Raw genomic sequence first — 18,738 nt, 5'->3', positions numbered from 1 at the left:
TTTTAATCCTTAAGTCGTAAATATCTAAGTCTAAGTGCGTTTAAAACGACAGTAACAGAGCTAATACACATCGCCATTGAGCCATAAACTGGGCTTAAAAGTAGTCCAAAGACCGGGTAGAGCACACCAGCAGCTACTGGGATACAAATCGCGTTATACATAAACGCCCAAAATAAATTTTCTTTTATGTTTACCATAGTAGCATTTGCTAGTCTAACTAGTCCGGTCACGCCACGCAAATCATTTTTAACAAGCACGATATCTCCAGCACCTTTTGCTATATCTGAGCCTGAGTTCATAGCGATACCAACACTTGCTTCTTTAAGTGATGGTGAGTCATTTACGCCATCTCCAACAAAGATAACGCCACCGTGGCTTGCAAGCTCTTTTATCTCATTAAATTTATCTTCAGGCAACATATTTGCGTGATATTTGCTTACATTTAGCTTCTTGGCGATACTTGCAACTACTTTCTTGTCATCGCCTGAGAGGATCACACTTTGTAAATTTAGACTACTAAGCTCGTTTATAACATCGCTTGCTTCGTCTTTTAGCTCATCACTAAGCGTTAAAAAACCAACAAATTTTTTATTTATAGCACAAAGTATGATGCCACTTCCATCATTTGTAGCCCCTTTTATAGCTTTACTTTCATCCGGATTTAAACTCACTTCATTTGCCAAAAGCAGCTTTTCGTTTCCGATTATTATCTGATTATTCTCATCCTCATAGATGATGCCTTGCCCAACAACATTTTGAAATTTGCCATTTAGCTTTTGTAAATCTATACATTTTTGTTTTGCATATCTAACGATAGCTTTTGAGATGAGATGCTCACTTAAATTTTCAGCAGAAGCGATAAGAGCTAAATCTTGCTCGCTTAAATTTGAGCTTTTGACGCTGATTTGCCCTTTACTAAGTGTGCCAGTTTTGTCAAATGCTACAAATTTAGCATCTTTTATTAGCTCTAAAACTTCTGGATTTTTTACTAAAATTCCAGCTTTTGCACCACGTGCAAGCGAGCTTACTATTGCTATTGGCGTAGCAAGTCCAAGAGCGCATGGGCATGAGATTATTAAAACGCAGATCGCACAAGAGATCGCATAAGCAAAATTTCCATCAAAAATGATCCAAGCCAAAAACGTAAGCACCGATATCGCTACCACGCTTGGCACAAAGATATTTGCTATCTTATCAGCGAGCCTGCCTATTGGCATCTTTTTCGTACTAGCATCATTTAGTAAGCTTAAAATTTGAGATAGCAAGCTTTCAAACGAGCTTTTTGCCATCTTGACACTTATATAGCCATTTGTATTTAATGTACCTGCAAATACATTGTCGCCCACTTCTTTATAAACTGGCAGGCTCTCGCCCGTTAGCATCGAAGCATCGATTTCAGCTCCGCCTTGGACTATCACACCGTCACATGGAACATTGTAGCCATTCTTTACAACGACGATATCTCCTATTTTTAGCTCATTTACTGGTACTTCTTTGCTTCTTCCATCTGGCATAAGTAAAAATGCAGTTTTTGGAGAAATTTTAAGTAGTCTCTTTAGATAATCCCCTGCTTTTGCCTTTGAACGCTCTTCAAGATACTTGCCAAGAAGCACAAAAGCTATTATCATCGCTACGCCTGAAACATAGATATTTTTTAGATCATTTGGTAGAAATTTTTCAAAAAGCACTACAAAAAGCGAGTATAAAAACGCACTACCGCTTCCAAGAGCGACAAGCACATTCATATCGTAATTTCTATTTTTTACCGCTTCGTAGGCATGAGTAAAAAAGCCTTTGCCACTAAAAATAAGAACTAAAAATGCCAAAGCTAGCATAGCTAAATTTACTAGCATGCTGTGAGGTGCAAACATCTCAAGTGCCATTATTACGATACTTGCGATAAATGCAAATATAAATTTATTTCTAATATTTCTAATGTGAGCTTTTCTTTTTGCTTCAAACTCATCAATATCAGTTGCCACAAAATAGCCAAGCTTCTTTATCTTTTGCTCTAAAATTTCACGCACACTCGCGTCTTTTAGGACAAACTCGCCGCTTGCGTTTGCAAAATTTACATTTGCTTCAAGTACTCCATCTATCTTTTTTGAAACCTTTTCGATAGCATTTGAGCAGTTTACGCAGCTCATTCCCGCTATATTTAGCTTGACTTTTAAAGACATATCAGAGCTCTTTTATTATATCAAATCCCAAATCAGCCATTTCAGACTTAAATTTCTCAACATCGCTATCTTTTATATCAAGACTAACTTGTCTTGGCTCTTTACTAAGATCAACTTCTATCTTGCCAAAGTCATCTTCAAGTGCGTTTTTTATCGTATTTGCACAATTTTGGCAGTGGATATTGTTTGCTTCAAATGTTTTCATATTATCTCCTTTATCATATGGTCGTATTCATGTAAATTTACAATTTTCTTGACATTAAATTTAAAACCCAAACTCTCGTAAAATTTACGAACTTTTGGCTTATTTGTATCTACTATTAATGAAACCTTTTTATGCCCTAGCTCTTTTGCCTTGACAAATGAATGCCTTATGAGCTCTTTTGCAAGCCCTTGGCCTCTAAAATTTTCATCAACAGCGATACTATCTATATAAAACTCATCATCAAAACACTCTTTTTCTACTTGAGCGTCTTTACCAAGAGCCTTTAAATGTTGTGAAATTTCTCTATCAAGCTGCTCCGCGTCTCCACCAAAGTAAGCACACATCGCAGCGATAATTTCCTCGTTATGTTTATAAACAAAGACATTTTTATAGCTAAGTCTATTTGTCTCACTTTTGAAAAAAATTTCTAAAATTTCATCACTTTTAATAGGATCGTCATAGCCACTTAGCTTGTAGGCGATATCCTCCATTGCTAGATTTAGTAGCTTTATGCAGCTTTTTGCATCTTGTCTTTGAGCATTTTGTATCATGTGCGTCATTATAAAACTCTAGCTTAAATTTTTACCAAATATCGACCTGCGATTTACAAATAAATAATCCCCAATAGGCAAACTAAAAATGTTTTAAAAAAGTATAAAATTTTTTTAGTTATAATCCGTAAAAAATTTATTTAAGGATATTTATGGGACGAGCATTTGAGTACCGAAGGGCCGCAAAAGAAGCTAGATGGGATAAGATGAGCAAGGTATTTCCAAAACTTGCAAAAGCTATAACAGTAGCCGCAAAAGATGGTGGTTGTGATCCAGATATGAACCCTAAACTTCGTGCAGCTATCGCAGCGGCAAAAGCTGAAAATATGCCAAAAGATAACATCGATGCAGCTATAAAAAGAGCAAATGGCAAAGATAGCGCCGATATCAAGACTATTTTTTATGACGGCAAAGCAGCTCACGGCGTGCAGATCATCGTTGAGTGCGCTACTGACAACCCAACAAGAACGGTTGCCAATGTTAAAGCGATATTTAGCAAAAATGGCGGAGAAATTTTGCCAAGTGGCAGCCTTAGCTTTATGTTTACAAGAAAGAGTGTTTTTGAGCTTGAAAAACCAAGCGCAGACATCGAAGAGATCGAGCTTGAGCTGATAGACTATGGTCTAAGCGATATCGAAGCTGACGATGAGACGCTATATGTTTATGGCGACTATGCAAATTTTGGTACACTTCACGAGGGTATAGAGAAGTTAAATTTAGTAGTTAAAAAAGCCTCACTTCAGTACTTGCCAAATCAAACCGTAAATCTAAGCGAAGAGCAAATGCTTGAGGTTGAAAGGCTCCTTGATAAGCTAGAAGACGATGATGACGTTCAAGCAGTTTATACAAATATCGAATAAAAAGGAAATACATGCGTTTTGATGAATTAAAAGTTTATGATATAAATTTAGATGAGCTTAAAAAAGATAAATTTGCAGTTTTAGAGACAGACAAAGGCGAGATCAGACTTGAACTTTTTGCCGAAGAAGCTCCACAAGCTGTCGCAAATTTTATCCATTTGATAAAATCAGGCTTTTATAATGGTCTAAATTTTCACAGAGTTATACCAAATTTTGTCATCCAAGGTGGCTGCCCAAATGGCACGGGCACGGGCGGTCCTGGCTGGAGAATAAAATGTGAATGTGGCAACCAAAAGGTAAAACATGAGCGCGGTAGCCTTAGCATGGCTCATGCAGGACGCGATACTGGCGGATCGCAGTTTTTCATCTGTCATAGCAAGCAACCTCATCTTGATGGCGTGCATACAGTCTTTGGAAAATGCGTTGATGAAGAGAGCCTAAAGGTGCTTGACGCTATAAGACAAGGCGATAAGATCATCTCTGCTAAGATCAGAGAAAGCCTATAAAGGGGAAATTTATGAATAATACTAAAAAGCAAGGAAATCTTGCTGTAAGATTATTTACCAATCTTGCCTTTTGGGTTGTGATCGGTATTGTTGGTGGTGTTGTCGTTGGCATGGTCGCGCCTGAGCTTGGTATAGCAAGCAAGCCAGGTATTGATTATTTTATAAAAGCACTTAAAATTTTAATCGGCCCTATTATCTTTTTAACGATCGTTTCAGGTATCGTTGGGCTTGAGAGTTTAAAAGACCTAGGTTCTATTGGATTAAAGGCATTTATCTATTTTGAGATAGTTAGCACACTTGCACTTGCTGTTGGCATCATCTTTGGCGAGACACTTCGTCCAGGACATGGTATGAATCTTGACTACACTCAGCTTGATGCCTCAAGCGTAGCTAAATTTACATCTCAAGCTGCAAATATGGACGCAAATAGCGGATTTGTAGCACATACGCTTCATCTTTTAAGAGGTGCTGTGCCAGTAGATGACATTTTCCCATACGTGCATATACTTGATCCATTTATAAAATCAAATACTCTTCAAGTACTTTTCATGGCTATTATCGTTGCTATCGTGCTTTCGCTGCTAGCACATGATAAAAAACAAGCTTGCCTAAAGCCACTTGAATTTATTCAGCACTATGTCTTAAAACTTCTTAGTTGGCTTATGCTCTTTAGTCCAGTGGCTGCATTTTCGGCTATGGCTTATCTGATCGGCAAATTTGGTATCGGAACGCTTCTTGGTATGATGGAACTTTTGATTGTTATGGCACTTGCAAGCTGCTTTTTTATCTTTGTCGTGCTTGGCATTATTTGCTATTTTGCAAAAATCAATGTCTTTAAATTTATGCGTTTTATTTCAAAAGAGGTATTGGTAGTCTTTGCAACAAGCTCGAGCGAAACAGCTCTTGCGCCGCTTATGCAAAAGCTAGAATCAGCTGGTATAAATAGAGGCGCTGTTGGACTTATCATCCCAACTGGCTACTCATTTAACCTCGACTGCACCAACATCTATCTAAGTCTAAGTGTTATTTTCCTAGCTCAAGCATTTAACATCCCACTAAGCTTTGAGCATCTAATAAGCATACTAATCGTACTAATGATCACAAGTAAAGGCGCTGTTGGCGTGACAGGATCAGGCTTTGTTGTCCTTGCTGGAACACTAAGCGCACTTCCTAGCACTGGCATACCAGTAGTCACCGTAGCTGTGCTACTTGGCGTCGATAAATTTATGTCAGAGATGCGTGCAGTTGGTAATCTCTGCGGTAACGCTGTTGGTTGCATGATAGTTTCTATCTGGGATAAAAAAGTCGATATGGATAAATTTAGATACGCACTAGATCATCCAGAGGAATTTCACTTTCACTCATAATATAACTTTATAACTATAAGGGCAACTTTGCCCTTATTTTTTTATTCTAAATTTATGCGATCTATCTCCTCCTCAAACCTATAAAAATTTTTAGAAAACAACACAATAAACAATATTTGATAACTGGTTCAAGCACAAAAAGAAAACTAGAGACTAAGTGTAATAGGAAAATTTTATTAGTAACTTATATATTTGGCAATATCTAATATTTTGTTACCTACTAGAATAAATTTACAAATGTAACACTTGAGATTGGAATTTAGAAGAGAGATACTTTAAATTTAGTCATATCAAAAATATCAACTAAAAAACTAGCCTTGCAAACTTTTTTGCAAGGCTATATAAATTAAGCTTTTGGTCCAGCTTTAGCGTACTCAACACCCTCTTTTACATCTTCGTAACGTTTGAAATTTTCAACAAACATTTTAGCAAGCTTATCGCGTGAAGCGTTATACTCAGTCGGATGCGTCCATGTGTTTATAGGATTTAGTAGTTTTGTCTCGACGCCATCAAGCTCTTTTGGGATAGCGAAGTTAAATTTATCAAAATTTTCAAATTCGCATTTTGTGATGCTGCCATCAAGGATCGCATTTATGCAAGCACGAGTTGCTTTTATGCTCATGCGCTTACCAACACCGTAAGCACCGCCACTCCAGCCTGTATTTACAAGATAGACATTAACACCGTGTTTATCGATCTTCTCGCCTAGTAGTTTTGCATAAACAGTTGGGTGAAGTGGCATAAATGGCTCGCCAAAGCAAGCGCTAAAAGTAGCGACTGGCTCAGTAATACCGCGCTCTGTGCCAGCAACTTTTGCTGTATAGCCACTTAAGAAATAATACATCGCCTGCTCTTTTGTAAGCTTCGCAACTGGAGGAAGCACGCCAAAAGCGTCAGCACTTAAAAAGATGATATTTTTTGGATGGCCAGCACTTGAGCTTGGTTCGTAGTTGTCGATGTGATAGATCGGATAGCTCACGCGTGTATTTTCAGTCTTTGAGCCATCTTTGTAATCAACCACGCCATTTTCGTCAGCCACGACATTTTCAAGTAGCGCATCACGCCTGATCGCTGCATAAATTTCTGGCTCGCTACTTGGATCAAGGTTTATACATTTTGCGTAGCAACCACCCTCAAAGTTAAATACGCCATCATCATCCCAGCCGTGCTCGTCATCGCCTATTAGCTTGCGTTTTGGATCAGTTGAAAGTGTCGTTTTGCCAGTGCCAGATAGACCAAAAAATAGCGCTGTATCGCCTTTCTCGCCTACATTTGCAGAGCAGTGCATACTTAGCTTGCCCTCAAGTGGCAACCAGTAGTTCATCATAGAAAAAATACCCTTTTTCATCTCGCCGCCGTACCATGTGCCGCCGATCACTGCGACATTTTCCTCAACGTTAAATATAACAAAGACCTCTGAATGTAGTCCATCAGCCTTGTAGTCCTCATTTTTTGTCTTACAAGCGTTATATACTACAAAATCAGGCTCAAATTTAGCTAGCTCTGCCTCACTTGGGCGGATAAACATATTTTTTACAAAATGTGCTTGCCACGCTACTTCGGTAACAAAACGAACTGATTTTTGGCTCTTTTTGCTAGCTCCACAAAATGCGTCTTGGATGAAAATTTCTTTGCCACTTAGCTGCTCTTTTGCTTTTTTAAGAAGCTTATCAAAAAGCTCTTTTGTGATAGGCTGATTTATCTTACCCCAAGCGATGTATTTTTGGCTTGGATCTTGCTTGACGAAATACTTATCTTTTGGGCTTCTTCCAGTAAAAATTCCCGTATCAACCATAAATGTGCCGTTGCTTGAAACCCTACCCTCGTTGTTTGCCTTTTCAAGCTCAAAAAGCTCGTCGTAGTTTAGATTGTAATTTATCTTTTTGATCTCTTTTAGACCTAATTCGTCTAGTTTATTTATCATGTTATTTCCTTTTAAAATTTTCGTTTCTTTATAAATTCTGACCTAAAAGTCATCAAAATGTTAATCAAATTTCGCTTAACACTATCTTTTTAAAAGTGGCAAATTTATTTAAATTTAGCCACTACTTGATTGTTCGCGACGCTTTGACCTTTGCTAACCTCGATAGAGCCTATCACACCATCTTTTGGGGCTTTGACCTCTATCTCCATCTTCATTGCTTCAAGCACGACTACAGCTTGCCCTTTTTTGACATGGTCTCCTGCGCTTACCAAAATTTTATGCACAGCGCCCGGCAAGCTTGCAACGATATCATTTTCAGTTGCACCTGCTGCTGCACTTTTGGCATTTTTTACGCTCTTGCCTTCAACTTCGGTGATTGATTTTACTTGGATGCTATCGTTAAAGCCTTCGCTTACTTCGACATTGTAGCGGCTACCATTTACGACGACGCTATATCTGCCGCTTTGAGTTTGTCTGCATTCATTTGCCTTAGCATTTGGATCGATTTTTCTTACATTTACTTTAGCTTCACCTTTTAAGAATGCGATGCCTTTTTCTTTACAAGCAGCTGCTATAAATATATTTTCTTCGGTAGTTTTTATATTGTTTTGCTTTAGAATTTCTTTTACGTGGGCAAGTGACTTGCTCTCATCTTTATCAGCTATATCAACTGCGTGTTTTGTAGTTGGTTTTAGCCCTAGTTGCTCGCTTGCAAGCTTAATGATCTCTTTATCAGGTGTGACCGGAGTCTTGCCAAAGTAGCCAAGCACCATTTTGCCGTATCCCTCAGCGATCTTTTTCCACTTACCAAACATTACATTATTAAATGCTTGCTGAAAATAAAACTGACTAACCGGCGTTACTGAAGTACCGTATCCACCTTTTTGCACCACCTCGCGCATCGCAAGGATGACCTCTGGAAATTTATCTAAGATGTTATTATCTCTCATCATCTGGGTATTTGCAGTGAGTGCGCCACCAGGCATCGGTGAAAATGGTATTAGAGGGCTTACTTGCACGGCTTCAGGCGGTAAGAAATACTCTTTTAAACAATCATTCAAAACGCTTTCATATTTTAAAATTTTCTCCACGTCAAGTCCGCCAAGATCGTAGTTTTTGCCTTTTACTGCGTGAAGCATGGTTAGGATATCTGGCTGACTTGTACCACCACTTACTGGGCTTGCGGCTAGATCTATGCCATCGACACCAGCCTCAAGCGCTGCAAGATAGCAAGCCACACTTACGCCTGCTGTTTCATGAGTGTGAAGTCTAATATGAGTTTTTTCTGGAAGTAGCTTTCTAGCCATTTTTATGGTTTCATAGACCTTTTGTGGGCTGCTCGTGCCACTTGCATCTTTGAAGCAAACGCTGTGATAATGGATATTTGCATCTAAAATTTCTCTTAAAATTTTCTCATAAAATTTAACATCATGAGCTCCCACACAGCCACTTGGCAAGTCCATCATAGTAACGACGACTTCGTGTTTTAGTCCGTGATGAGCGATCCTCTCGCCTGAATATTTTAAATTTTCAACGTCATTTAGTGCGTCAAAATTTCTAATGGTGGTGGTTCCATGTTTTTTGAAAAGTTTTGCGTGAAGGTCGATAAGTTCGCGGCTACCAGTATCAAGTGTGACGGTATTTACGCCCCTGCTTAGGGTTTGAAGGTTTGCTTTTGGTCCTACGATGCTTCTAAATTTATCCATCATCGCAAAAGCGTCTTCATTTAGGTAAAAATAAAGGCTTTGAAATCTCGCTCCTCCGCCAAATTCAAAATGCTCTATGCCAGCCTCTTTGGCCGCTTCAAGCGCGGGCAAAAAGTCGTTCATAAGCACTCTAGCGCCATAAACTGACTGAAAGCCGTCTCTAAAGGTCGTATCCATAACATCGATAAATTTCTTCGCCATCACCCACCTCATTAATTTTATAAATTTATTTAAAGAGTTCATAGAAAATGGCTAAATTGATTAGAAACTCAAATTAGCCATTTTGCTTGTTTTTTGGTATTTTACAACCAAAAACTTTTATATCATTTAAAAAGTGAGAGTAAGAAGTTTAATAATCCGCCGTGGCTCGCATCAAGCATTGGCTTTAATTCCATTAGAAAGACGCAGAAAAATACAAGTACAGCAAGCTGAATAAAAATATAAGGCACAACACCTTTATAAATAGCAGTCGTTTTTATCTCAGCTGGTGCGACTGATCTTAGGAAAAATAAGCTAAAACCAAATGGCGGCGTCAAAAATGAAGTTTGTAAATTCATAGCAACTAAGATTGCTAGATAAATTGGATTTATACCAAGCTTTGCGGCTATTGGTACCAAAATAGGAAGCACAATGTATGAAATTTCAACAAAGTCGATAAAAAAGCCAAGCACAAAGATGACAACCATACTAAAAATGATAAAGCCCCACTTCTCGCCTGGTAAATTTGTCATAAATTTTTCAACAATCTCATCTCCACCAGTGTAACTAAATACCATAGAAAAGGCTGTCGCACCAACAAGTATGGCAAAGACAAGTGCTGTAGTTTTTACGCTTTCTGCCAATGCCTCTTTTATCATAGAAAATGAAAATGTCCTATAAAAAATAGCTAAAATAATGGCTCCAACGCAGCCAAAAGCTGAACTTTCAGTTGGTGTAGCGATACCTGCAAATATAGAACCCAATACGCAAATAACCAGCAAAAGTGGCGGAAAGATAGCGATTAGTGCTCTCATGGTCTGCTTAAATTTACTAACACCGCTCTCATCTTTTACTACTGGTGCGGTATCTGGTTTCAAATAAGCAACAATCAAAATATAAATGATATAAACTGCTACTAGCGTGAGTCCTGGGATGATGGCTTGATGAAAAAGCTCACCAACTGGCACTGAAAATATATCACCCAAAATAATCAGCACGATAGAAGGTGGAATGATCTGTCCAAGCGTACCAGCAGCACATATAGTGCCACAACCTAGCGCTTGGTCGTATTTATACTTTAACATAACAGGCAAGCTTATAACGCCCATTGCAACGACACTTGCACCAACAACACCAGTTGAAGCTGCAAGAAGTGCTCCAACCAAGATAGTACTAATAGCAATACCTCCGCGAATTTCTCCAAAAAGCATACCCATGCTCTCAAGTAGCCTCTCAGCTAGTTTTGACTTTTGAAGCACAACGCCCATAAAGACAAAAAGTGGAACTGCTATAAAAATTCTACTCTCCATGATAGAGAAAATTCTATAAGGCATGAAGTTAAACATATCTTTGAAAACTTCAATACTTCCAAGTAGCCCATCTCCGTCTCCAATACTCTCAACAATACTACCAATCATGCCAAATATCATCGAAACCGCACCAAAGGTAAAGGCTACTGGAAAGCCAATGCCTAGCATCAAAAGCGCAGCTATAAACATTATCAAGCCAGCCATTATTCCCCCTTTTTAGCTTTTTTGTAAAGATTAAAATTTCTTATAAAAAAGCCAATCGCAAAAAATACAAGTAGATAAAAAGAAAAAGGAATAAGTGCTTTTATGATCCATCTGTGAGTAAGACCACCTGGATCTGCACTAGCTTCAGCTGAAGTATAAGCATCACTCACAAATTCAAACGATAAATTTGAAACCAAAAGTGCAAATGGAATTACAAAAATAACAGTTCCTATCATATTTACAAGAGCTTTATTTTTTGGTGAAAATTTAGCGTAAAAGATATCAACCCTAACATGTGCATCTTCTTTTAATGCATAGCTCATACCAAGCAAAAATATCACAGCAAAAAAATGCCACTCAAGCTCCTGAAATGCGACATTTCCATAAGAAAAAAAATACCTTGCCACAACGTTAAAAAAGACGTCTATTATCATCAAAGCCATAATAAACATGCAAATATAGCCGACTATATCGCCAACCTTATCAAAAAATTTCTCAACTTTTTGCATAAACAACCCTTAAAAAAACAATTTATTTATCATAATGATAAATACACAAACTGGTGCCACATATCTTAATAAAAAATACCACGCACTAAATACAAAGTCGCTCATATATGGGCTAAATAGCACATAAAGTGCCTCTCTTTTCATAAAATATCCAACAAATATCGCTCCACCTATGCCACTAATTGGAAGCAGAACATTTGAAGCGGTAAAATCAAGAAAATCAAAGAAATTTTTACCAAAGAGCATAAATTTGTCGCCAACATTTTCTATATTTGATAAAAGACATAAAAATCCCAATACAAAAACACCGGCTCCAACTATGCTAAGAGCTTTTATCCTGCTAATGCTATACTCTCTGATCAAGAAAAATACAAACGGCTCTACGATAGAGATAGCTGAAGTAATGCCAGCAAAGATAAGTGCAGCAAAAAATGCTGCAGCTAAAATTTGACCTATCACACCAAGCTTAGCAAAGAGCGTTGGAAGCGAGATAAAGACAAGTCCTGGTCCTTGAGACGGCTCGGCACCAAATTCAAATATAAATGTAAAGATAACAAGACCCATCATGATGGCTAAGACGATATTTATAAAGACGATACTTAGCGTAGAAGTGGCTAAATTTGTATCATCACTTAGACTAGCTGAATATGTAATGATCGCTGCCATACCAAGAGATAGTGTCCAAAAAGCAAGTCCAAGAGCAAGCAAAAGCGAATTAAATGAAATTTTGCTAAAGTCAGGAACAAGTAAAAACTCAGCCGATTTTGTAAAGCCATTCATCATCATAGAAAAGATAAGCATGATTAAAACCATGATAAATAGGCTTGGCATCATCCAAACATTTAGCTTTTCAATACCACTTTTCACTCCTTTTGAAAGGATAAAAAAGCAAGCTACAAATGCTATAACAAAATAAAGTGTCTGCTCGCCAAGACCATGTGTAAGAAGCTCGTTAAATATTACTTTTGAACTTTCTATATCGTTTGGAAGACCGGTAAAAGATAGTGTGAAATACTTAAAGACCCAGCCGATGATAACAATATAATAAGATGAGATTATAGCTGCGGTTACCATAGCTAAAATTCCAACCAGCTGCCATAAATTTTTATTTTTATTTGCCAACTTTCTAAAGGCATTTACACTATCGCTCTCGCTAAGCTTGCCAATACTTAGCTCTGCCATAAAGATAGGTATGCCAACTAAAAACGTTATCAAAAGATATAAAATAACAAATGCCGATCCACCATTTTCACCAACCATATATGGAAATTTCCATGCATTGCCAAGTCCAACAGCTGACCCTGCAACTGCTAAAACATAACCTATTTTAGAAAACTGTTCTTTTGCCATTATGCAATCTCCCTTACTAGCACCACAAAAACTAAAACTGGTGCCACAAACCTTATTAAAAAATACCAAATTTTAAAAACAACCTTACCCATATAAGGCAAGAATAGCTCTTTTAAAAGCTCAAATTTCATAAAGTACCCAACAAAAAGGGCAAATATAATGCCACCAAGTGGTAGCATAATGTTTGAGCTAATATAATCAAGCAAATCAAAAAAGCTCTTACCAAAAAATGTAAGTGACTCCTTAAAATCGCCAATACCGCTTAATGCGCATAAAATTCCCAAAAGATAAACTACGGCACCAACAATAATAATTGATCTATTTCTACTAAGTCCCAAGCTTTTATTTAAGAAAAATATAAATGGTTCAACTAGTGAAATAACCGATGTTATACCAGCAAAAAATAAAGATGTAAAAAATGCAAAAGCTAAGAAATTTCCAAGCAAACCAAGCTTTGCAAAAAGCGTTGGAAGCGAGATAAATGCTAACCCTGCACCCTTTGATGGCTCTGAGCCAAATTCATAGGTGAATGTAAAAACTATAAGCCCTATAATTACGCTAATAATTATATTTGCAAAGACTACATAAAGTGATGAAGTGAATAAATTTGTATCATTGCCTAGGCTTGATGAGTAAGTTAAAATGCAGCCAATGCCAATACACATCGTAAAAAAAGCTAACCCAAGAGCATTTAAGATAGCGCCTTGATCTATCTTTGAAAAGTCTGGTACTAGTAAAAATTTAGCCGCCTCATCAAATCCATTCATACCAAAAGAGTAGCCGAGCATAAGCAAAAGTAAAATAAAAAGTGTCGGAATAAGATATACATTTATACGCTCTATTCCACTTTTTATACCTTTTGTAAGTATAAAAAAGTAGGCAAAAAAAGCGATGCTAAAATATAAAATTTGCTCCTCTATGCCCTTTGAAGTAAAATTTACAAAAAGCGCTTCTGAGCTTGCCATATCTTTTGGAAGCTCACCAAGACTTAAGATAACGTATTTTAAAACCCAACCAATGATGAGTGTGTAAAAAGATGCGATGAATAACCCTGTCACCATCACAACACCAGCAAATTTCCAAGAATTTGCCCCCTTTGTAGCTAGACTTTTAAATGCCCCAACCGTGTCAAGGCGTGAAATTTTGCCCATTGCCATCTCAGCAAAAAATATACTAAGGCCGACAACAAAAGCAAAAAATAGATATATAAGAATAAATGCTGAACCACCGTTACTACCGACCATGTATGGAAATTTCCACGCATTACCAAGGCCAATAGCCGCTCCAATGATAGAAAGAACAAAACCAACTTTACTAAATCTATCCATCATTTACCTGCTATTTGATAGATCATGATGGCACAAATTGCAATTGGCACGATATATCTTAGAGTGAAGTACCAAATTTCAAAAAATACTTTTCCCATAAATTCGCCAAAGAGTAGATATAGGCTCTCTTTTTTAAGTTTATAGCCAACAAAAAAACTAAAAATTATGGCACCTATTGGCATCATTATATTTGAAGTAAGAAAATCAAGTGCATCAAAGACTGGCTTACCAAAAATACTAAAAATATTAGCCGTCTGCGCATAATATGAAAAAATACAAAAAAGGCCTAAAATATAGACAAAAATTCCAATATAAACAAGAGCCATTTTACGTGAAATTTCAAATTTTCTAACCAAATAGTAAGCAAATGGTTCTATCATCGAAACAGCACTTGTAACACCAGCAAATAAAAGCGAAACAAAAAATGCGATAGCCATAATATTGCCAACTATCCCAAGCTTTGCAAAAAGCGTAACAAGTGAGATAAAAATAAGCCCTGGTCCACTTGCCGTACTATCAGCCCCATAAGCAAATATAAATGTAAAGACCACAAGCCCCATCATAATGCCTATTAATATGTTTATAAAGATGATAGAAAGCGTTGATTTTATAAGATTTGTCTGCTCCGGTAAATTTGCAGCGTATGTCGGTATGACGCCAACACCCATAGATAGCGAGAAAAACGCAAGTCCAAGAGCTTGCAAAACAACATCTGGCGTGATCGCGCTAAAATTTGGTACAAATAAAAATTTAGCCGCCTTAACAAAGCCATCGCCCATACTAATTGCATAAAAAAGTATACAAACAAGCAGTATAAAAAGACTCGGCATCATCCAGATATTTAGCTTTTCAATGCCACTTTTCACACCTTTTGAAACAGCAAAAAATACCATTAAAAAGACTAGACTAAAGCAAAGCACGGCACTGGTTAGATCATTTGCCAAAAGTGTATTAAACTGCGTTGCTGCTTCTTTAGTATCAGCCAAAAGTGGCGAAAAACTAAGATAGATATACTTTAAAATCCAGCCAATAACTACCATATAAAATGAAGCTATAAGTATCGCTCCTATCATAAAAAAGCCCGAAAGAGACCATATTTTTTTGTGTTTTGGAGCAAGTTTATAAATGGAGCTTACAACGTCACTCTCACCAAGCTTACCAATGCTAAGCTCCGCTAAAAACGCTACAAAAGCAATAGCAAACGTGAGAAGTAAATATAAAACTATAAATGCTGAACCGCCATTGTTTCCTACCATTGTTGGAAATTTCCATGCATTACCAAGTCCAACAGCCGATCCTGCCATCGCAAGAACAAAGCCTATTTTTGAAAATTTTTCATTTATCATTGATTACCTGAGATTAAGAATAAATTAATTTTTTCAAAGATAACATAAAAAAACTTTTATTTTTCTAAGCCAAGAATTTTTTATAGGCAATTTAAATTTTTAGTGTTTTTATTTGAAACAAAGTTTTGTTTTTGTAATATTACGGCTCATAAAGTTTAAGTAGGGGACAGATCCGAAAGAGCTTTAAAATTTTAAAGGAGCAACGATGAAAAAGATCGTGTTTTTAATTCTTGGTCTTGCTGCATTTGCATTTGGTGCTGATGGCGAGATGATTAGATCATATTCGGTTATCGCTGGTGGTATTGGTCTTGGCCTTGCAGCTCTTGGCGGTGCTATTGGTATGGGTAACACAGCTGCTGCAACAATTAGCGGAACAGCTAGAAACCCAGGTGTTGGTAGCAAACTTATGACTACAATGTTTATCGCTCTTGCGATGATCGAAGCACAAGTTATCTACGCACTTGTTATTACACTTATCGTTCTTTACGCAAACCCAATGCTTGGCTAAGCGTAAAGCTTAAATTTAGCCCCTTTTGGGGCTTTTACTCTTTTTGCGATCATGGTGGAATTGGTAGACACGCTATCTTGAGGGGGTAGTGCCGCTAGGTGTGCGAGTTCGAGTCTCGCTGATCGCACCATCTAATCTTATACTTCAAAATCCAAAATCTTACAAAATTAAAAAAGGGGAATTTATGCTAGATAAAAAGCGTGCTTTAAAACAGCTACAAAATGAAGCAGATGATACCGCCATCTATACGTTACTCGAAGCTAGTGAAAAAAATGAAGAAAATAAAAAAATACTTCGTAAATTAATCACTGAAGAAAAACGACACTATGCTTTTTGCCAAAAGATAACAGGTGAGAGTAGAACTGCAAATTTATTCAAAGTCATCTTCTATACGATACTTGTTAAAATTTTTGGTACATCTTTTACTTTAAAATTTATGGAGTCACGTGAAGAGGATGCGGAGAAATTTTATCTTGACATCATAGATGAATATCCTGAGGCTAAAGACATCTATGATGAAGAGGTTAATCACGAAAATAGTCTAATCTCCATGCTAAAAGACACAAAGCTCGTAAATGCTGGTGGTATCGTGCTTGGCATGAATGACGCATTAGTTGAGCTAACTGGCACACTAAGTGGTATCGCACTTGCTTTTTCAAATACAAAATCAGTTGGTGCGACAGGCCTTATCATGGGTATTGCAGCTGCTCTTTCTATGGCAGGATCAGCCTATCTTGAGTCAAAAGAAAATCCAAGTGACGAGATCAAACCGCTTACCTATTCGCTCTATACAGGTGGTTCGTACATCATAACAACGGCGTTTTTGATACTTCCATTTTTCATCTTTTCAAGTGGTGTTTACGCTGTCTTGTCGATGTTTTTCTTTGCCTTTGTTGCCATTATCACTTACAACTTTTACATAAGCGTAGCAAAAGAACTTAAATTTTTGCCAAGAGTGGTTGAGATGTGTGTGATAACTTTTGGTGTTGCGATCATTTCATTTGGTATTGGTTTTTTAGTTAAGCACTATTTTGGCCTAGATATTTAATCCAAAATTTCATACCAAGTGTAGCTATCGTCTCCAAAATTCCCACTAAATAGTGGCTTTAATTTTAGATCAAGGCTCAAGTTTTTACCATCCTTAAAATTTGAGCTTTGATAGATAAGTAGCCATTTTGCGTTTGCTAGCTTGCCATCTTTTGCAAGTTTTAAAAACTCATCAGCGCCTTCAAACATGCTAAGTCCTTTTAAGCTAAGCTTTTTTTGAATACTAACTTTGCGCCCTGGCACGCTAAAAAGCGGTATTGTCTTATCAAATTTATCACTTCTTGAGTAGATTATGACATCTGGATTTTTGCCGCCACTTACTAGCCTACTATCAAGCTTTGGACGATCAACTCGCACTGTGTTGCCGCCGATCACTAGCGTATCTATGACGCTTCTTAGTTTATGGACATGCGTGCGGCTAAGCTCATTTGCGATGATGCCGCCACTTGCCACGCCATTTTTACTAATTGCGATTTTTAAAAAACTAAAGCCACCATTTTGATAGGCCAAAAATGGCTCAAGTAGCTTATCACAACGCTCTTTTAAAACGCCAAATTTAACATTCACTCCAGCATTCTGAAGTAAATTTCCGCCGCCACTTGCTATTTTATTTTCATCGTGGCTGCCGATTATCACCTCGCTAAAGCTAAGCTCTTTTAGCAAATTTGCACAAGGTGGCGTTTTACCATGATGCGAGCAAGGCTCAAGAGTGACGTAGGCTTTTGCATTTTTTAGTAAATTTGAGTGGTTTTTTAGTATAAATTCGTAGGTAAATTTTGGCTCTAAAGGCTGATCTTCAAGATCAATAGGCTTTAAATTTAAGAAAAATTTTTCATTATATGCTTTTATAAAATCATCTTTAAATTTTTCACTTTTTTTGCAAAGCGCAAAGAGTATCGCCGTTGGCTCAGCGTGCAAATATCCAGCCTTTTCATGAGCCTTACAAGATAAAATTTGACCATTTTCATCAAGAATAAGGCATCCAACGGCTGGATTTGGATAGGTCAGGATCTGAAATTTCCAAGCCTCACTTAAAGCAAGATCCATGTAAAATTCGTCGTTCATCTTAGCAGACTATTTTTATTTTCCTATATCTTTTATCTCATCAACAAGAGTTTTTGAGGTCAAGTCGATATCTGTCGGCTCATCCTCCGCATCCCACCTAAATGCAGCAATCTCCGCCAAAACAGCGATCTCTTTAAAATAGCCATATTTCGTTGTAGAGACTGGTATAGAGTAAGAGACCAAAAGCCTATCATCGTTATCATAAATTTTCACGCTATAGCGAAAGTGTGGCTTGTTTAACGCCTTGCTACCCCAGTTAAACCATCTTTCATAGTCCATTTGTATTTTTATCTTAAAGCTATTTTCATCCCCTAAAATACCCTGCTCTTTTAGATGTTTGTTTATAAATTCCACAAACTCATCACGAAGTTCGTTTTCATTTTTATAGTTAGTGTTATGCTCGTATCTAGTTGGCTGGTTTGTCAATGTTAGGTTAAAATCGCTAATAATATATTTAGCCACGCCTTTTTGTATCGGCGTTGGCTCAACATTATATTTATATCTTCCTCCGCATCCAACGAAGAAAATACTTAAAACTATTAAAAAGAGTATTTTTACAAATTTCATATTTTCT

At 37.2% G+C, this 18,738-nt stretch carries 17 protein-coding genes and 1 tRNA gene; 6 read left to right on the top strand and 12 right to left on the bottom strand.

Translation table 11 applies throughout. The features are described 5' to 3' along the window. Positions 1-2 precede the first annotated feature (2 nt). Genes G5B98_RS02390 through G5B98_RS02380 form a run of 3 tightly spaced genes read right to left on the bottom strand, consistent with a single transcriptional unit; the run spans position 3 to position 2,936 of the window. A complete protein-coding gene (locus tag G5B98_RS02390; RefSeq protein WP_196087078.1) occupies positions 3-2,180 on the bottom strand; it encodes a heavy metal translocating P-type ATPase in 2,178 nt (725 codons plus the stop codon). Between the two features lies 1 nt (position 2,181). After that, on the bottom strand, positions 2,182-2,385 hold the full coding sequence (locus tag G5B98_RS02385) for a heavy-metal-associated domain-containing protein (RefSeq protein ID WP_084108716.1): 204 nt from the start codon (positions 2,383-2,385) through the stop codon (positions 2,182-2,184). Continuing rightward, positions 2,382-2,936, bottom strand: coding sequence for a GNAT family N-acetyltransferase (locus G5B98_RS02380; RefSeq protein ID WP_196087077.1), 555 nt, complete (start codon positions 2,934-2,936; stop codon positions 2,382-2,384). The genes G5B98_RS02385 and G5B98_RS02380 overlap by 4 nt, the downstream gene beginning before the upstream one ends. A gap of 152 nt (positions 2,937-3,088) precedes the next feature. Between G5B98_RS02380 and G5B98_RS02375 the strand changes: the two genes are divergently transcribed. The 3 genes from G5B98_RS02375 to G5B98_RS02365 are packed head-to-tail and all read left to right on the top strand — an operon-like array spanning position 3,089 to position 5,669. Continuing rightward, positions 3,089-3,796, top strand: coding sequence for a YebC/PmpR family DNA-binding transcriptional regulator (locus G5B98_RS02375; protein ID WP_196087076.1), 708 nt, complete (start codon positions 3,089-3,091; stop codon positions 3,794-3,796). A gap of 11 nt (positions 3,797-3,807) precedes the next feature. After that, positions 3,808-4,302 carry a peptidylprolyl isomerase gene (locus G5B98_RS02370; protein ID WP_103559636.1) on the top strand — a complete coding sequence of 165 codons (495 nt, stop codon included), beginning with the start codon at positions 3,808-3,810 and terminating at the stop codon, positions 4,300-4,302. An 11-nt stretch (positions 4,303-4,313) separates the two neighbouring features. Continuing rightward, on the top strand, positions 4,314-5,669 hold the full coding sequence (locus G5B98_RS02365) for a cation:dicarboxylate symporter family transporter (RefSeq protein WP_196087075.1): 1,356 nt from the start codon (positions 4,314-4,316) through the stop codon (positions 5,667-5,669). A 346-nt stretch (positions 5,670-6,015) separates the two neighbouring features. Here the strand turns inward: G5B98_RS02365 and pckA are convergent, their stop codons facing one another. The 7 genes from pckA to G5B98_RS02330 all read right to left on the bottom strand — a co-directional run bounded on the left by pckA (position 6,016) and on the right by G5B98_RS02330 (position 15,544). Then, entirely contained in the window at positions 6,016-7,590 is a 1,575-nt protein-coding gene (gene pckA, locus G5B98_RS02360) for a phosphoenolpyruvate carboxykinase (ATP) (protein WP_196087340.1), read from the bottom strand. 107 nt (positions 7,591-7,697) lie between these two features. Next, on the bottom strand, positions 7,698-9,500 hold the full coding sequence (locus G5B98_RS02355; RefSeq protein WP_196087074.1) for a biotin/lipoyl-containing protein: 1,803 nt from the start codon (positions 9,498-9,500) through the stop codon (positions 7,698-7,700). A gap of 122 nt (positions 9,501-9,622) precedes the next feature. Then, on the bottom strand, positions 9,623-11,011 hold the full coding sequence (locus G5B98_RS02350) for a TRAP transporter large permease (RefSeq protein ID WP_196087073.1): 1,389 nt from the start codon (positions 11,009-11,011) through the stop codon (positions 9,623-9,625). Next, on the bottom strand, positions 11,011-11,520 hold the full coding sequence (locus tag G5B98_RS02345) for a TRAP transporter small permease subunit (protein ID WP_021090735.1): 510 nt from the start codon (positions 11,518-11,520) through the stop codon (positions 11,011-11,013). Before G5B98_RS02345 ends, G5B98_RS02350 begins: the two co-directional genes overlap by 1 nt. A 9-nt stretch (positions 11,521-11,529) precedes the next feature. Then, a complete protein-coding gene (locus G5B98_RS02340; protein ID WP_196087072.1) occupies positions 11,530-12,870 on the bottom strand; it encodes a sodium-dependent transporter in 1,341 nt (446 codons plus the stop codon). Then, a complete protein-coding gene (locus G5B98_RS02335) occupies positions 12,870-14,201 on the bottom strand; it encodes a sodium-dependent transporter (RefSeq protein ID WP_196087071.1) in 1,332 nt (443 codons plus the stop codon). Before G5B98_RS02335 ends, G5B98_RS02340 begins: the two co-directional genes overlap by 1 nt. After that, positions 14,198-15,544 carry a sodium-dependent transporter gene (locus G5B98_RS02330; protein ID WP_196087070.1) on the bottom strand — a complete coding sequence of 449 codons (1,347 nt, stop codon included), beginning with the start codon at positions 15,542-15,544 and terminating at the stop codon, positions 14,198-14,200. Before G5B98_RS02330 ends, G5B98_RS02335 begins: the two co-directional genes overlap by 4 nt. Before the next feature lie 205 nt (positions 15,545-15,749). Between G5B98_RS02330 and G5B98_RS02325 the strand changes: the two genes are divergently transcribed. The 3 genes from G5B98_RS02325 to G5B98_RS02315 all read left to right on the top strand — a co-directional run bounded on the left by G5B98_RS02325 (position 15,750) and on the right by G5B98_RS02315 (position 17,100). Then, entirely contained in the window at positions 15,750-16,052 is a 303-nt protein-coding gene (locus G5B98_RS02325; protein ID WP_004317263.1) for a F0F1 ATP synthase subunit C, read from the top strand. A gap of 45 nt (positions 16,053-16,097) precedes the next feature. Next, a tRNA-Leu gene (locus tag G5B98_RS02320) sits at positions 16,098-16,182 on the top strand. Positions 16,183-16,236: 54 nt separating this feature from the next. Next, positions 16,237-17,100: a VIT1/CCC1 transporter family protein gene (locus G5B98_RS02315; protein WP_196087069.1), complete on the top strand. Its 864-nt coding sequence runs from the start codon at positions 16,237-16,239 to the stop codon at positions 17,098-17,100. Here the strand turns inward: G5B98_RS02315 and ribD are convergent. Both ribD and G5B98_RS02305 read right to left on the bottom strand, forming a co-directional pair. Beyond that, the gene (gene ribD, locus G5B98_RS02310; RefSeq protein WP_196087068.1) at positions 17,097-18,164 is read right to left on the bottom strand and encodes a bifunctional diaminohydroxyphosphoribosylaminopyrimidine deaminase/5-amino-6-(5-phosphoribosylamino)uracil reductase RibD; all 1,068 of its coding nucleotides are present in this window, start codon (positions 18,162-18,164) and stop codon (positions 17,097-17,099) included. The two genes, G5B98_RS02315 and ribD, sit on opposite strands and share 4 nt — an antisense overlap. Positions 18,165-18,179: 15 nt before the next feature. Next, entirely contained in the window at positions 18,180-18,731 is a 552-nt protein-coding gene (locus G5B98_RS02305; protein WP_196087067.1) for a hypothetical protein, read from the bottom strand. Positions 18,732-18,738: the final 7 nt, after the last annotated feature.

The sequence above is a fragment of the Campylobacter concisus genome (assembly GCF_015679985.1).
In the GTDB taxonomy this organism is placed as follows: Bacteria; Campylobacterota; Campylobacteria; order Campylobacterales; family Campylobacteraceae; genus Campylobacter_A; species Campylobacter_A concisus_AC.
The sequence above is the reverse complement of the archived record's forward strand: the minus strand, read 5'-3'. Positions and strand labels throughout refer to the sequence as shown.

Excerpts from the sequence above, each read along its gene's own strand:
- G5B98_RS02380 (WP_196087077.1), bottom strand. The coding sequence starts at position 2,936 with ATGATACAAAATGCTCAAAGACAAGATGCAAAAAGCTGCATAAAGCTA.
- G5B98_RS02355 (WP_196087074.1), bottom strand. The coding sequence starts at position 9,500 with ATGGCGAAGAAATTTATCGATGTTATGGATACGACCTTTAGAGACGGC.
- G5B98_RS02365 (WP_196087075.1), top strand. The coding sequence starts at position 4,314 with ATGAATAATACTAAAAAGCAAGGAAATCTTGCTGTAAGATTATTTACC.
- G5B98_RS02340 (WP_196087072.1), bottom strand. The coding sequence starts at position 12,870 with ATGGCAAAAGAACAGTTTTCTAAAATAGGTTATGTTTTAGCAGTTGCA.
- G5B98_RS02375 (WP_196087076.1), top strand. The coding sequence starts at position 3,089 with ATGGGACGAGCATTTGAGTACCGAAGGGCCGCAAAAGAAGCTAGATGG.
- G5B98_RS02330 (WP_196087070.1), bottom strand. The coding sequence starts at position 15,544 with ATGATAAATGAAAAATTTTCAAAAATAGGCTTTGTTCTTGCGATGGCA.
- G5B98_RS02385 (WP_084108716.1), bottom strand. The coding sequence starts at position 2,385 with ATGAAAACATTTGAAGCAAACAATATCCACTGCCAAAATTGTGCAAAT.
- G5B98_RS02350 (WP_196087073.1), bottom strand. The coding sequence starts at position 11,011 with ATGGCTGGCTTGATAATGTTTATAGCTGCGCTTTTGATGCTAGGCATT.
- G5B98_RS02345 (WP_021090735.1), bottom strand. The coding sequence starts at position 11,520 with ATGCAAAAAGTTGAGAAATTTTTTGATAAGGTTGGCGATATAGTCGGC.
- G5B98_RS02390 (WP_196087078.1), bottom strand. The coding sequence starts at position 2,180 with ATGTCTTTAAAAGTCAAGCTAAATATAGCGGGAATGAGCTGCGTAAAC.
- G5B98_RS02335 (WP_196087071.1), bottom strand. The coding sequence starts at position 14,201 with ATGATGGATAGATTTAGTAAAGTTGGTTTTGTTCTTTCTATCATTGGA.
- G5B98_RS02370 (WP_103559636.1), top strand. The coding sequence starts at position 3,808 with ATGCGTTTTGATGAATTAAAAGTTTATGATATAAATTTAGATGAGCTT.
- G5B98_RS02325 (WP_004317263.1), top strand. The coding sequence starts at position 15,750 with ATGAAAAAGATCGTGTTTTTAATTCTTGGTCTTGCTGCATTTGCATTT.
- ribD (WP_196087068.1), bottom strand. The coding sequence starts at position 18,164 with ATGAACGACGAATTTTACATGGATCTTGCTTTAAGTGAGGCTTGGAAA.
- G5B98_RS02305 (WP_196087067.1), bottom strand. The coding sequence starts at position 18,731 with ATGAAATTTGTAAAAATACTCTTTTTAATAGTTTTAAGTATTTTCTTC.
- G5B98_RS02315 (WP_196087069.1), top strand. The coding sequence starts at position 16,237 with ATGCTAGATAAAAAGCGTGCTTTAAAACAGCTACAAAATGAAGCAGAT.